General features: G+C 55.6%; 9 protein-coding genes and 1 other RNA gene. 3 read left to right on the forward strand and 7 right to left on the reverse strand.

Annotated features, from left to right (window positions below; all coding sequences use genetic code 11):
* Window positions 1–520 precede the first annotated feature (520 nt).
* Complete coding sequence (locus R3175_RS02420) at window positions 521–1,546, forward strand: GNAT family N-acetyltransferase (RefSeq protein ID WP_318942138.1); 1,026 nt, start codon at window positions 521–523, stop codon at window positions 1,544–1,546.
* An 89-nt stretch (window positions 1,547–1,635) separates the two neighbouring features.
* Window positions 1,636–3,195: an exosortase/archaeosortase family protein gene (locus R3175_RS02425; RefSeq protein WP_318942140.1), complete on the forward strand. Its 1,560-nt coding sequence runs from the start codon at window positions 1,636–1,638 to the stop codon at window positions 3,193–3,195.
* Between the two features lie 15 nt (window positions 3,196–3,210).
* On the opposite strand, the gene R3175_RS02430 is transcribed toward R3175_RS02425, so the two are convergent.
* The 7 genes from R3175_RS02430 to R3175_RS02460 all read right to left on the reverse strand — a co-directional run bounded on the left by R3175_RS02430 (window position 3,211) and on the right by R3175_RS02460 (window position 14,585).
* A complete protein-coding gene (locus R3175_RS02430; protein WP_318942141.1) occupies window positions 3,211–5,166 on the reverse strand; it encodes a PA14 domain-containing protein in 1,956 nt (651 codons plus the stop codon).
* 254 nt (window positions 5,167–5,420) lie between these two features.
* Window positions 5,421–8,126, reverse strand: coding sequence for a tetratricopeptide repeat protein (locus R3175_RS02435; RefSeq protein ID WP_318942142.1), 2,706 nt, complete (start codon window positions 8,124–8,126; stop codon window positions 5,421–5,423).
* Between the two features lie 23 nt (window positions 8,127–8,149).
* Window positions 8,150–9,535 carry a PEP-CTERM-box response regulator transcription factor gene (gene prsR / locus R3175_RS02440; RefSeq protein ID WP_318942144.1) on the reverse strand — a complete coding sequence of 462 codons (1,386 nt, stop codon included), beginning with the start codon at window positions 9,533–9,535 and terminating at the stop codon, window positions 8,150–8,152.
* A 105-nt stretch (window positions 9,536–9,640) separates the two neighbouring features.
* The gene (prsK, locus tag R3175_RS02445) at window positions 9,641–11,773 is read right to left on the reverse strand and encodes an XrtA/PEP-CTERM system histidine kinase PrsK (RefSeq protein ID WP_318942146.1); all 2,133 of its coding nucleotides are present in this window, start codon (window positions 11,771–11,773) and stop codon (window positions 9,641–9,643) included.
* A gap of 138 nt (window positions 11,774–11,911) precedes the next feature.
* Complete coding sequence (locus R3175_RS02450; RefSeq protein ID WP_318942148.1) at window positions 11,912–12,859, reverse strand: SDR family oxidoreductase; 948 nt, start codon at window positions 12,857–12,859, stop codon at window positions 11,912–11,914.
* Window positions 12,859–13,674: a lysophospholipid acyltransferase family protein gene (locus R3175_RS02455; RefSeq protein ID WP_318942150.1), complete on the reverse strand. Its 816-nt coding sequence runs from the start codon at window positions 13,672–13,674 to the stop codon at window positions 12,859–12,861. Before R3175_RS02455 ends, R3175_RS02450 begins: the two co-directional genes overlap by 1 nt.
* On the reverse strand, window positions 13,671–14,585 hold the full coding sequence (locus R3175_RS02460; RefSeq protein ID WP_318942153.1) for a D-hexose-6-phosphate mutarotase: 915 nt from the start codon (window positions 14,583–14,585) through the stop codon (window positions 13,671–13,673). The genes R3175_RS02455 and R3175_RS02460 overlap by 4 nt, the downstream gene beginning before the upstream one ends.
* A 230-nt stretch (window positions 14,586–14,815) precedes the next feature.
* On the opposite strand from R3175_RS02460, the gene ffs reads away from it, so the two are divergent.
* Window positions 14,816–14,912, forward strand: an RNA gene (gene ffs / locus R3175_RS02465) — signal recognition particle sRNA small type.
* The last annotated feature ends 37 nt before the right edge of the window (window positions 14,913–14,949 follow it).

Here is a 14,949-nt window from a genome sequence, read left to right on the forward strand (position 1 = left end):
ATGGTGAGTTGGTATGGAAAGCGTGTCAGAGCATACCAAACGCCATACTGTAGCCGTTTTGGCAAATTACTTGGAGGGAGCAGAGCATTTAATTCCACTTGAATTAATTAAACTGTGCTCTCGCTTTCCATTCGCTTTTGCCGCCGTCTCATGGCGGTGTTGCCTATCCGGCTGATCAGGGAGGTAAGCGTCGTCAGGAACGCATAGCCATGGTCATTACCGAACCTGGCTACCAGAGTCCCCTCGGTGATTGTCGAGATGCAACCGGATGCTGATGGAGGTGACCCGGATGAGTTCAGTGGAGAGGAATTCGCCATGGGCTTATCAGGTATTATAGATCATCCTCAAGCGACGGGATTCACCCTCGGACCAAATCAAACTAGACTCAGGGTGTCGTAAAGGGTTCGCCCTAGTCCGTTTCATCAATAAAGGTGCGAGGCAGCCCCAAGGGAGATTAAAGCGGCTGTTGGATTAACCAGGCAGTTTCGTGGCAAATTCACGCAAAAGGAGTTGAGGTAGCATGGATGGGACATCGTACCCCGGATTATTTCAGACCGACGCATGGCAGACGGCATGGTGGTCCGAGTGGGGCAGCACGACTGGGTTCCAACTCGTCAAGGAACAGGGGTTCGGTCGGTCCGGGATCTATCTGGATTGCTACCGATACAAGAGGGTCATCCCTATCCGTTGTCTCCAGTTTGTAGGAACCAATTACCGGAGGCTGTCTACGCCCCGAACCGAATACAACACACTTATCGGACGTGATGGTCACCTGACAGATGGGGCGAAGGCATTGCGGGAACTGCTTTTGGAAGCACCATGGGATGAAGCGGTTTTCCGTGATCTACGGGGGGATCGTGAAGAAAAGCAACTGCTCGAAGAGCTTGCCAAAGAGTGCGGTTGGCTCTTCAGGACCGTAGCAAGGGATACCGCCTACGCAGTGAAGACCGTTGGCTCGTTTTCCGACTACCTAAGGGCGCTCGGTTCCAGTACCAGGCTTAGACTCTATAACCGGCGTAAAGTGTTGGAGTCCTGTGGAGATATCAGGGTAACCAATGCTTGGCCGGATCAGGTGGATGATTTTTTTGAGCGCTTGAATCGTTTCCATTCAAAGCGTTGGGGCCAGCCATGTTTCAATGAAGCCAGTGTGCGGTTTCATAAAGCGTTTCTTGAGCGTGTTGGAAAGGAAGGGGGGGTGCCGAAGCTATCGGAACTAACGTGCGACGGGGAAGTGATATCCCAGCTGTACAACGTTGAGTATTTGGGGTGCCTGTATAATATCCAATCCGGATTTGTTGAAGGATTCCACAAAAAAATCGCCTTGGGGACCCTGCACATTGGTTACAGTCTGGAGGAAGCTTTTGAGTCTCGCGACGTTAACGTGTTTGATATGTTGGCCGGGCAGGGAAAGAATGAAAACTACAAAGCGAGAATGGCCACTTGCAGCCAAACGCTGGAATCGGTCATGCTCGTTCAGAGCCCTGTGTTGAAGTTTCTTTATGGTCTGAAAGAATTTCTGGCTAAAAGGCATCGTCTTATTGGGTGAAGCAAGCTAATGCCAATAATGTGGTTGGGGCGTATTTTCTGCTTGAAATATATCCTTGGCCTGAACGTTAAAAAGAATGGAAGTTGGTCATGGAGCGTCGGTTAGCTGTTACCGTCCGGGACAGTGTGGTACCACTGGTTTTTATCTCTATCGTCATAGTGGGATTATGGCCGACGATTGAAGGGCTGGTTTCACGCTGGCTTAAGTTTGACGAAGCCTATTCCCATAGTTTTCTGGTTTTGCTCGTTTCGCTCTATCTGGGATACCAGAGTTGGGGCAGGGAACGTCCAAGAGTGGGATTTTATGCCATCTGGCTGATACCTTTTTTGTTATCGGCCGCCCTGTATCTGGCGGGTGTTTTTTTACTGATTGAGGTTTTCCAACAACTGGCTATTATTCCGCTGATTGCCAGCGGATTGCTGGTCATTTGGGGATGGAGGCAAACTAAGAGGTTTATTGTACCAGTTGGGTTGCTCGTACTGACCTTGCCAGTTTGGGACTATCTAGCCTGGCCACTCCAGCTTGTTACGGTTTCCATGACCCAGTTATGGCTGTCCTGGCTGGATATCGAGTTCGTCGTAAAAGGCATTCTGGTTTATTTTCCCGGTATTGGAGCATTTGAAATTGCCCATGGCTGTTCAGGCCTTCGATACCTGATTGTATGCCTGTTCATTACCGTTGTTTATGGAGAGCTTAGCTACGACAGAATAGACAGCAAAATCATACTGTCGCTGGTTGGCATATTCTTGGCGATGGCAGCCAACTGGGTCCGGGTGTTTCTGATCATCTTAATTGGATACAACTCGAAAATGACCTCATCGCTTGTCCATGAACACGATTTCTTTGGCTGGCTGATTTTTGCGGTAACGCTTATTCCGCTCTTTTTATTGGCCCGTCGCCTGGAGTCACAGGACAACGATGGCAACAATCAATCACCAAGCCGAGACCAGCATAACAAAGTGGTCCCATCGCCTTATAATCTGGTGGGGGCGGTCACCCTGACCCTGGTGGCCCTGGGCTTCACCGCGATGGTTTGGTGGGCCGTGCCAAGGGATGTCTCCCGCGCATACTCTGATCCGGTGTCCCACCATATTGAGGTCTTTCCTCCCGCTGAATGGTTGCCGCTTTTTAAAAGCAACCTGTCTGGTTGGGCTCCGGTCGTAGCCTGGCCCGACCGAACCTTTACCAAAGTGGTTATGGAGCGCTCGAATGATGACACTGGGCCTCTCGATAACCAGGAGGTTTTCATCGGCCTCTACAGCTACGATTACCAGCGACCGGGCAACGAGCTGATTCAGTATGAAAACCGGCTTTATGATTCGGGGAAGTTCCTGCCTGTAAAGACATTTACCCTGAATACCAGGGACGGCGTTGAGTTGGCAGGGTTGAGCCTGGAGGCCATAGAAGGGGGCCAGCAGGTTCATATCGCCTATGGCTACTATGTAGAGGGGCAGTGGGAGAGGGACGAACTACAGGCAAAGCTTGCTCAACTGCCGGGTATCTTCAATGCTCGTACGGACGCGACGCTGGTGGTATTGGGGTTGACTTGCAGGGAATGTGACGAGGAAGTCCGTCTGGAGAAGTTGGCGCCCTCAACTTATAAGGCGGTCCAGGAATACCTGGACCGCCTTTATCAACCTGACGTCTAGGACAGCCTTGCCTAATCACTTAACCGATCCGGCTATCACCTCTGAAGGCTCGCTGGCCAGCCCATCTGTGTCGAAGGTGGTGACAGAGAAATACCAGGTACCGGAGGCAAGACCGGTAAACTGATACGTGTCCTCGGCCCCATCAACGGTTATGGATTGATCAAGGTTGGACGAAGACTGACCGTAATGGATCTCATAGGAAGCGATTTCGCTTAGCGAGAGAGAGCTGCCGTCAACCCGGGTGGACGGAGCGGTCCAAGTTAGCGTAATGGACCCTGATGTGCCCCCTGTGCCTGTGTCCCCCCCTGAGGTGTCGTCGCCGACCGGTTCCAGGGTATAGGGGTGAAGGCCCGACTCATAGGCCTCAAGATTGGTTACGCCACTGGTGTTATTGACTTCACCAGCATCATGCACAAAGGCATTCAGTCCATAGCTGAGCTCCCAGATATCAGGGATGCCGTCCGCGTCAGTGTCCGCACTGCTGGTTCCCGACAGGTCGGGGCTTTGAATGCCGATGTCGTGACTCACGACTTCGCCGGTACTGGTATTGGTAATCGCCAATTGAGCGACGGCACCGTATTTGTTCTCATAGTATTCGACAACGATTGGCACCATGGAGCCCGCAGCCAGTGAAGTTTGATAGCTGTAGGAAGTGGGCGCCTGATCCACCCAGGCATCAATGACAGTGGCGGAATCCAGCATCAGACGCATACCGTCATCGGTGGTTATGGTGAAGTCGTAGGTTTGGTTGCCCGAACTGTGAGGTGGTACAAAAAAGCCACTCCAACGAACACTGAAACGGTCCTGTTGCATGCCGCTCAACGGAGCGCTTCTGGACCAATCAAAGTTTACGCTCTCGCCCGTACGCGTGCCGTAGAGGCTTCCAAACCCCATATCATCAAAGTACTGGCCAACAAAGGCTTGGACGTACTGCGCCTGCTCTTCTTCCGGGAAGCTCTCGGGATTATCGAGTTCGGTGCCAGCTTGATATTCCTCCAGGTTGGTGTAGCCATCACTGTCAATATCTCCAGACGCATCACTGGGGTCGAGTGGGTCCATCTGATAGGCAAATTCGGTACCGTCAGGAATACCGTCATTGTCGGAGTCGGCGTTATTTTCCCGGGTACCAATCAGGAATTCATCGGCAGCCGACAGGAAATCACCGTCCGGATCCGAAGTGGCGTCGCCGGAGTTGGTGGGGTCCAATCCGTTGACCACTTCCCAATTGTCGTAAATGCCATCCTGGTCTTGATCCAGCGGGGGAAATGAAGGAGTGAAGGCAAGGCCTTCGGTTCCGTCGACGAAGCCAACCCGATAACCCAGTGAATAGGCCTCCTGTGTGCTCTCGAGATCGCCTATCTGTGATTCTGCATAGCTATGAAGGTAAGGACCGTCTATAACCTGCTGAGAAATGCCGGGGCCCTCCCAGGCGACGCTAAAGTGATCCCCATAGCTGCCTTCCTTGTGCAATACCTCAAAATAATATCGTTGCCCTGCGGATAAAGAGAGATAGGCAGACGTCTGAGAGCTATACTTTGTGTATTCAAGATCTGAGCTGTAGCCAGGAACCGTGGCAACCAACGCCTTATCATCAGGTGATGTTGAAGTACTTAACCAGAACTGGGTCTCGTCATCGCCACTGGTGAAAAAACGGTAACTGCCGTCGACAGGAGGTTCAATATATCCCCTGATAAAAGTGCCGTAGTCATCACCTCGCCGCGCAGATTGGTGAAGGGATGTGAAATCTGCGATTTCAGTTGGACTGTCGGGATACGCAGAGGCGCTGGTGAGGTCAGAGACCTTTATGCCACTGATGCCGTCATAAAACCAAGCCTGAACCTTTCCCGGCTCACTGGTTTCGGGTAACGCGGCAGGCGCGTCGAGATCTCCCAAATCACCGTATTGCCAACTTTGACACCCAGCGAACACGGTTATTGCGCTTGTTAAGACGAGTAACTTGGCTGAGTACATAGTTCACCTGTTAAACCGGGCCTAGTTTACTAGGTAAGTATTGAGGCTGATTGCCGTAGCTGCCACTGAACCATTGGAACGTTTTGATATTTAAGTGTCAGCGTTATATCGAAGTGAAAGAGGCCGATAATTCGGCTTGAAGCCAAGTATTTCGCTTGAAGCACGATGGCGGGGAGCCACTGAGTCAGGGATACAGTTCGGGAGCCCGAGGGCTCCCGACAATTTAAGAAATGGATTGCTTTAATATGGATGGGTTACATACTTTGCAGTAGGGCACGAGCTTGCTCCTCTCGCCCCGTCGCCTTATAGGCCTCTGCCAGATGAAAGGCAATGTCGTCTGTATCGGGGTCCAGTTTATGGGCCTTCTCGAGAAGCGCAAGACTTGCTTCGTGCTGTCCGGATTTAAAGAGAATCCATCCGTACGTATCCACGATTGCCGCGCTTTCCGGCTGTATGTCATAAGCTCTCTGGGCCAGCGATACCGCTCGGTCGTCACCCTGCTCAAAGTATATCCAGGCCAGATTGTTCAGCGCCAATGCGTTGTTGGGAGCCGTCTCAACCACCACCTCATAGGCTGATCGGGCCTTTTCAATCTGGTTATTGCCCTGATAGAGCAGGGCAAGGGTCAGTTGAAGCTGGGGTTGCCGCGGGGCTTGCTCAACGGCGGTTTCCAGTACCCTGATTGCCTGGGTGGGTTGGTCGGAAAGCTGAAGCACCCGTACGTAGGCCAGGGTTATCCCTGGCTCGCGGGTTTTGGACGCCGCGATTTCCAACAACTCGGCAGCCTGTTTATACGCTCCCTGGTTTTCCAGATAGGTCGCCTCTGCGACAAAGGGTCTGGGCGACTCTGGATTGGTACGTTTCACGTCCTGCAAAATGGCTCTGGCTTTCTCAGGATCCTCTGAGCGAAACGCCAGCATGGCAGACTGGAGGCCGATATCCAGATTCTCCGGGAACAGGACACGTCCCCGGTTTAAAGTCTCCTGGGCCCGGTCCAGTTTTCCTTCCTGTATCAGAAGTTCTCCAACACCGCTGTAGATGGATGCAACCAGGGGCGCTGTTGGTGCGGGCTGGTTTTCGCTAGTCCATTCCATTAATTCAGCCGTCAACTCGTCGGCTTGACGAGCGTCACCGTTTTCAAGCGCGGTTTCAAGCAGAACGAGCTTGGGACCGGTGGCGTCGGGCTGGTCCTTGAGGATGTTTTCCATGAGTGTAATGGCTTGATCTCGCTCAAACGTCGTTGCTGCTCCCCGCAGCGCCGAGCGATTGTCGGGCGTCAGTATCACCGCCTGGCGAAAGTATTCCCGTGCCTCTTCGAGCGATCCCTGTTCTCTGGCAAGGTTGCCCAGGGCGATGAGTGGATCGGCGTTGTCGGGCGCAGCTTCCGCGGCTTGCTCAAAGTAGCGGCTCGCCTCTGCGAGGTCACCGGTCTTTGCGGCCAGGTCACCGCGGGTTAGCAAGGCGGGAACACTGTCAGGCTGCGTCTTGACCCAATCATTGGCTGACTCGATGGCCGCATTGGTCTCGCCCATGGAAAAGTAGGTGCGGATCAAGACCAGCTTGGCCTGGTCATGATCCGGCCGAGCCGCCAAAATCTGTTGGGTGAGTTCAATTGCCTTCTCAGGCTGGCCCCGCTGCGCCAGGTAGGCGGCATAACGTAGCCGCAGATCGTGATGGTCGGGCTTGAGTTCGAGTGCCTTTTCGATGAACTCCTCTCCCGCCTGACTATCCCCGCTCGCCAGGGAGGCAATGCCCACCAGGGCCAGAATGTCAGGGTCGGACTGATCCCCTTCAAGGTCTTCAAGCAGCGCCCGGGCGCCTTCCGGGTCCCGCATTTCCAGTTTGGTGGCCGCCAGCAGTTTGTTCACCGCAGTGGAATCGCCGTACTCAGCCAGTGGAGCCAGTAATGCCTCCGCTTCCTCAACCCGTCCCTGGCGAAAGCGGATCATCCCCAGCAGTAGGGTGCTCTGTTCGTGAGTCGGAGTTTGCGCGAGGATCTCTTCGAGGTAACGCGCTGCCGTTTCCAGGTCGCCCTCGCCAAACGCATCCCGGGCGGCGGCCATATTGCTTTTTATGGTGCCCGGCGCCGACTTGGCCAGAATTTCCTCGTAGACGAAAGCTTCGGAGGATTTCCCCTGTTCCCGGAGCACGCGAATCAGCGCCGACATGGTTTCATACTTGCGGTAGGTCATGACATCGTATTGTCCGATGTCTTCCAGAGCCTTGATGTAGGCGTCCTCGGCCACTTCCCAGTTACCGTTGGCTTCGGCAAACTGTGCCTTCCAGAGCCACAGCTCCGGATCTTGTGGGCTGATGCTGTTGGCTTGGTCGATGAGTGAGCGGGCCCGCTCGGGGTTGCCGTTGGCGAAGGCGACACGTGACAGGCCCACGAAGGGCTGGACCGATTCACTGTCCAGGGCCTGTGCCGCTTGGTAGGCTTTCTTTGCTTCGGCGAGCAGGCCGCTGGCTTCGTAGATTTTGCCCCGCATAAGTTCAACTTCAAGCTGTTGGGCCCTGTCCGGATTACTGACCTGATTCAGCGACATCAGCGCGGCATCGAACTCCCCCTGCATCAGCTCGGCTTCCGCCCGTAACAGGGCAGCCCGGTTACCGACCTGTTCGGTGAAAAAGCTGTCCGGCATCATTTCCCGGAGTTGGTCGAGTTGACGTTGGGCGTTGACCGCATCGCCGGCGGTGACCAGGTTGCGAACAATAATAAAATAGGGGTCTGACTTGCCCGGCTCCAGTTCGATGGCGCTGCGGGCCTCCAGGGTGCTGGCCTTGAGTTCACCCTGGCGCTGAAAAAAGCGGGCCTGGTCCAGATGGCTGATGTACTGGATTTCCGCCTGGCTCATGTTGTCGTCGTTGCCACAGCCGGTCAGACCAATGGCCAGTGCAGTGGAAACAAGCGCGGCCCGTAACAGCGGGAGGGGCTTAACGGGCGCATTCCTTCTTGTCATGGCTTACTGTATCCCTTTGTTGCCTAATGTCTGGTGCTGTTCGCTTCCGCAGACGATTCGATTTTATATTTATCCGTCAGGTTGTAGAGGGTTGGACGGGTAACGCCCAACAGGCGGGCCGCTTGGGCCATATTGAAATTGCTGGACTGCAGGGCCTGCATGATTGCCTGACGTTCAGCGGTTTCCCGAACCTGGCGCAGGTTAAGCTGGGTAGCCAGGGGATTAACGGAAGTATCCAGCTGAAGCTCCAGGTCTGCGGCGGTAACCCGCTTACCCTCGGCCATAATGGTCGCTCGTTTGACCTTGTTGATCATTTCCCTGACGTTACCCGGCCAACCGTAACTGCTGATGGCGGCTACCGCATCCTCCGTAAAGGAAAGGGCCGGGCGGTCCATCTGTTTGCCAAGGGTCTTAAGCAGCGACTGTGCAACCAGCAGTGCATCGCCATCCCGATCCCGCAGAGAGGGGACTTCCAGCGTTATTTCGCTGACTCTGTAGTAGAGATCTTCCCGGAAATCGCCGGCATCGATGAGCGCGCGAACATCCCGGTGTGTGGCGCAGACCACCCGAACGTCCACTGGAATTGGGTTAATGCTGCCAACCCGGTCGATCACCCGTTCCTGAAGAAAACGCAGCAGCTTGGCCTGCAAGGGCATGGGCATGTCACCAATCTCGTCGAGGAAGAGCGTGCCGCCATTGGCGCTTTCAATCTTGCCCTTCTTGCTTTGCGTTGCGCCGGTGAATGCGCCCTTTTCATAGCCGAACAGCTCGCTCTCAAGCAGGGTTTCGGGGATTGCTGCGCAGTTGATAGCGGCAAACGGTTTGTCGGCACGGTGACTGAGGTCGTGGAGTGCCCTGGCCAGCAGCTCTGTGCCGGTGCCCGTTTCACCGGATATAAGCGTGGTGACGTCCGTCGGCGCAACTTTCTCGATGGTTCGGCAAATGGTAAGCATCTGGGGACTGGCGGCCACAATGCCTTTGATGGACGTGCCGTTGGAGCCTTGGCTCAGTTCCTGGTTTTCCCGTTCCAGCTCTGCCAGGCGCAAAGCCCGGTTGACAACGAAGGTGAGTATGTCCGCGTCCAGGGGTTTTTGGTAGAAGTCGCTGGCCCCCATGCCGATTGCCTTGACGGCGTTCTCCTTGTCTTCTCGTCCGGTGACCACAATCACTTTGGTCTGGGGGGCAAGACGGAGAATGTCCTCAAGGAGGGCAAAGCCTTCCGAGGCCCCGCCAGGGTCCGGGGGAAGACCAAGATCAAGGGTGACAACATCCGGTTCCAGTCTCCGGAGTGCTGCCAATGCGGAGTCGCGGCTATCCGCGACAGTGACTTCCAAGTCATCGCTGAAACACCAGCGCATCTGGCTTTGAAGTCCAGGATCATCTTCAACGATCAAAAGTCGTTTACTCACAACCGCCACAAATCCTTTTTATACCGTGGAGCGTTCAACTAATAAGTGTTAGCCGTACAGTGACATAATGCAATCTCGACCGCCAGACTTTTTCTAAGTTGCCAATTATTCGGCAGTTTTTGCCTGGGAATAGGGTTGGGAATCCGGCGTTTGGGGGTGGTGTGCAGGATGTGTCTTCGGGGGCTGCGCGATGGGGAGTCTGACCGAGAAACAGGAGCCGATGCCCGGCTCGCTGGTGACATCAATGTTGCCACCTATCTTGCGCGCGTATTCGCGAGCCTGGTAGGCACCGATCCCCATTCCGGTCAAGCCCTTGGTGCTCTCAAACGGTTTAAACAGCTGAAACTTGATGAAGTCCTCGGTCATACCGCAACCGGTGTCCTGGATAAACAGGACGGCCTGCCCATGCGAGGTTTTCAGCGTCACCGTGACCTCCCCATCCGGTGGGGTTGCATCCTGCGCATTCTGCACCAGGTGACTCAGCACGTTTCTGAGTTGTTCGCCGTCCGCCTTGATCAATACTCGATCGGTAGCGCCGATAAAACGGGGGGCGGGTCGGCCACTGGCATGCTGTTCCATCAACCGGGTGACCGTCTCCTGAAGGTCAACCAGTTCCGAATCAACGGATTGATCCGCCGGCTTGCGAATGTGTTTGACCAAATTCGACATCTTTTTGATGGCGTGTTCGGTCGTCCGGATCATATCATCAATAAATTCCGGGTTATTCCGGTGCTTGGAGGCGTTATTGACCAGCAGGGTCAACTGGGCGATCAGTGTCTTGAGGTCATGCACCATAAACGCCGAAGCCTTGTTGACTGCCTCAAACTGCATCGCTCGGGACAGTCGATTCTGGGCATCCGCCTGGGCAAGCAGGTTACAGGTCTGGCGGGCGACTACCTTGATTAGGTCAAAGTTTTCCCAGTTCAGTTCTATCTTGGCGTAGGGGCTCCCCACCAGTGCCAGCCCATACAGGGCGTTGTCCAGGTACATGGGAATAATCAGCCAGCCCTCGCTGAACTTGGTAATAGCGTCCGGGATTTCCAGCAGTTTGTAACGTACCGGGTCCCGGCGGTACTCATGAAGGTTGATGATCCATTCCCGTTGACCGAGAAAACGGATCAGCTCCGATTGGCCGTCGATGGTGGTGTACTTGGGGGGCGTCATGTTGGTGGCTGCCTGCAGGGCGAAGTTGCCGTCTTCGTCCTTGAGCCAGAGGACACCGGCATTACTCTCCACCAGCCCCGCCAGTATGCGGATCACCCTTTCCGGCAGCGGCGGAGAATCGCCGAGATCCGCCAACTCCCGGGTCATTTTCAGCCATTGTTCCCGGTAGTCGTACTTGTAGTCGAAGAAGTGCTGACTGATGAAAATCATCAGTCGGGCACGTACCCGACGCGACGTGATCAGGGTGGCGAAGAACACCATGGACAGGGTAATAAACAGCACTTGCAACGCTTCGCCCCAGGCGCCTCCCATCACCTTGACGTAATACCCGCCCACCGCCAGGAAGATCAGGTAAAGGCCGGCAAAGGTAAGCGTCCCGACGTGATAGACGGCGCTGCGGGACAGCTGGAACTCCACCGGTTGCTTGCGGGTATTCACTACGTTGACCGCAAACAGGGGGACCAGCAGTGCGTTGACCAGGCCGCGAGCCGTCCAGAACGGATCGGATATTTTGCCGAACAGCAGGGCGTCGGCGTACATGAAGAAGTCGAACGCCATCACGGTGGCGGTGCCAATGCAGATGTATTTGAGGCTTGAACGACCCATTTTGCCGGCATTGCGCCAGATTTGCTCCACCAGTGAGAGCGCGAGCAGGGACAGCGCGATCTGACCGACCACTTTGGTTTTTCCGTCAAGCACGGACAGGCCGAAGCTGTACTCCAGAATGCCGGAAACCAGTAGCAGCAGAAGGAGTGAAACCGCGGCGGTGCTGAGCACAGTTCGAATCTTGCCGATGAAGTGGCCGGTGCGGGCAGCGTCCCTCAGCAAAGCAAGTAACACCGCTATCCAGGCCGCATCCCGGATGATCTCAAGCAGGTAACGTATAAAGAATCCAGGCTGTTGCCACAGCGCCTGCCCCACAAGCGAAAATGCCCACATGGCGGACACCAGGGCAGCGAGTAGCATCGTGCGGTCAACGTCACGACGGAGGTACTTGCTGGCTATCAGGACGGCCAGCAGCAGAAAAGCGAGGACTGCCGAACCATGGCTGATTACGCTTAAATTGGTCACCATCCCGTACCACAGGTTGAGAGATGAATGCGGCCTCCGATGTGGTAACGGCGAAGCTGTACGTCCATGAACAGCGATTCGCCCGCCGTGATCTGACCCGGAGGCTGTCGGGGAGCCTAAACCTTTGGTTGAACCAAAGACTTAAACGGGCTTCTTGTTCTCCCGATAATAGCGGAAAATTTCCTTCAGGGGTCGCTTGGGGGTAAACCCGAATTCCCTGGCGAACAGCCGGCCGTCGATAACCACCGGGTATTTAAAGAAGTTCATCAGGTAGGAAGGAAAGCTTTTCAGCTTCAGTGTCCGCAGGATAAAGGCGCTCAGTCCCGGCGGAATCGAAGGGATTGGAATCCGTTTGCAGCCACACAGCTTGAGCGCATGCTGAAAGGCGACCCAGTCGTCGGCAGCGACATTGAAGATGCCTTTCTTTTTCTTCTGGTACGCCAGCACAATGGCATCCGCCATGTCGTCGATGTGTATGAACTGCATCATCGGCGAGAAGCCCGCCAATACCGGGGCCCGTTCGTTCGATAGGAGCGTGCTGATGGAGTTCCGGACGCCCGGGCCCACGATGTTGCAGGGACGCAGGATGGTGATGTTCAGATCCGGGTAGCGCCACAGATAAATGTTGGCGAGGTTCTCCAATTCCACCGAATCCACCAGATCCATGGTCAGGCCGGCGCTTTTTAGCGGTGCGTCCTCATCGATCAGCGCCGGATTGTAGGCGACCGCACCATAGACGTGGTAGGTGGACAGCACCACCACTCGCGAGACACCGTATTTGTGACTCAGATCGAGCAGTTTCTGAGTGCCCAGCACGTTGGCATTGTAACGGCGCATACGGGTCAACTGGCTGGACTGGATACGTCCCAGGTGAATCACGCCATCGAACCGGTAGCGGCGAAACAGGTCCTCGAATACCCGCTTGTTGAAGTCGATGCAGTAACTGGGAATGTCGTCGCCCAGGTAAACCTGTTCCCGGAAGTCAACGGCCACCAGGTCGCAGTCGTCCCGGAGCCGGTTGATCACCTGTTGCGCAAGGGCGCCTGCCGCGCCAGTGACAAGAATGTGGGGCCTGCGTTTTTCCGTCATCAGAACAGCCTTTTCCTTTCGCTCAATCCTTTATCGATCAGTTCGCTGATGGCCGTCTTTACCTGCTCCACCCGTTCCGTGACCTGTTCCTCCTGGATGTCGGCATCGTCGAACATCATGGGATCGCCAAAGTTCAGGTAGACCTTTGCGGGCAGGATGGCGGGCAAGGCCACCGGGGCATAGGGGACGCCCAGCAGTTTGGCCAGGGGCTTGATATTGGCAATAGCGGGAATGGTCTCCTCGCAGCCAACCACCCCAACGGGGACAATGGTGGCCTTGTACTTCATGGCCAGGTGCATGAAGCCATTGCCGAAGCGCATCAGCCGGTAGCGATCCCGATAGAGCTTGCCCGAGCCCCGGACGCCTTCGGGGAACACAATAACCGCCTCGTCATTGGCGAGCATCTTGGCGCAGTTGACCGGGTCGCCCAGCACGGCTCCGAATTCGTTGAGCAGGTTGCCCAGGTAGGGGACCGTGGGGAAGAAGCGTTCGATCATGGCGCGGGGGATGCGGGGGTTCTCCGCCCGGGAAGCCAGCGCGTAACCGATCAGCAGGCCATCGATGGGAAGCTGGCCGCTGTGGTTGGCGATAATCAGTACCGGTCCCTCGGCTGGGATTTTTTCCACACCGGAGGCCTGGACCCGAAAATACCTTTCATACAGCTGCTTGGTCAGGGAAAAACCAAGCTTGACCGACTCGTTGTTGTACCCCCAGGGGTCGTAACCCAACGAACCAATGGGCTTTCGGATTCGATTGATCTGCTCATCCAGAGCAGGGGAGACAAGTTTTGATTTGATCAGTGATGCAAGGCTCATGAAAATTCCTTGGTCCCATCAGAGCGGGTGAGCATGACGCCCAACGTATGGCTTTGTCCGTTATTGAGCAGTTTGAAATCGTTCAGCGCATTGGCAGTTTCGACGCATATCATCGATTTCCAGGCCTGTGCCGGAAAGTCCGACAAGCGCGCGGCTTTCTCAGGGCCAGGATTCCAGACCACGGTGGAGCCACTGCCGTTGCTCAACAAAGTCATCCGGTGGTCGTCCGACACTACGTCAATGGGGTCACCGCCGGTCTGGTAGATGCGATCGACTTCATCGCGGATGGTCAGCTCGCCCTGTTGGCGGAAATGGCACCAGTCCCGCAGGGTGTCGGTGAAACTGGTGCCCTCCAGGCCGGTAATGACGGTCTCGAAAATGGGGGTCGGCAAATAGGTGTGTAGCGCCTGTGAGAACGCCAGCGTTGTCTTGCCCAGATTGGTAGTGGTGAGGGCGATCTGGCAGCTGCTCCCGGAGAACCGAAAGGTAATCAGGGCGCTGGCGTGACCGCGCCAGTGCGCCGCGAAATCGCCGTTGGCCATCAGGCTCAGGCTGACCTCCACCGAATCGGCCGATTCGACCACATCCTCCAGTTGCCAGACTTCGGTGCGGGCGAATCCGTGGGCTGAAGCGCTGAGGATGTGTTCCCGAACATCCGGGGGATTGCGGTCGGGCACGCCAAACCAGGGCCAGCATACCGGGATACCGCCACGAATGGCTCGCCCGGTTTCAAACCGGGCGGTATCGCTTACCCAGAGCCAGTTGGGCTGGCCAGTTGGGGCGTAATGGGTCAGGTGGGCGCCCTGCAGAAACAGGCGGGCGTGGAATGAGGGGTGACGGATTTCCAGGGCTTCCAACTGGTTGACGGTGGTCCACCGGGTAAACGACCACTGGCCTGGGACTGTTTTCAAGACAAACCTCGTTACAGCTGACGACAACGTGTGTGGCAGACAAGCTCCACGCCTGAGACTTCCAAGTATAGCGGTAGGTTAGGGGAATCATAGTCCCCTGGCGTCCGGAGATTGGCCGAACCTGGGTGGCTCAAAGAATGAATGCGTAATTTGGGATTGATCGCCTCATCGCGGCCTGTTAACATGCGCGCCGCATCTGAACGAGCAGGTTCGGATCGTTATGGTGGCCCCGCTGGTGCCTCCGCAACAATAAACCGTGAACCCGGTCAGGCCCGGAAGGGAGCAGCCGCAGCGGTGGACTTGGGTGCCGGAGTGTTGCTGGTGGGGTCACCCCCAGATTCCCGTATTTGGCTTCTTTTCCCCA

The sequence above is a fragment of the Marinobacter sp. genome, assembly GCF_033722735.1.
Classification (GTDB): domain Bacteria; phylum Pseudomonadota; class Gammaproteobacteria; order Pseudomonadales; family Oleiphilaceae; genus Marinobacter.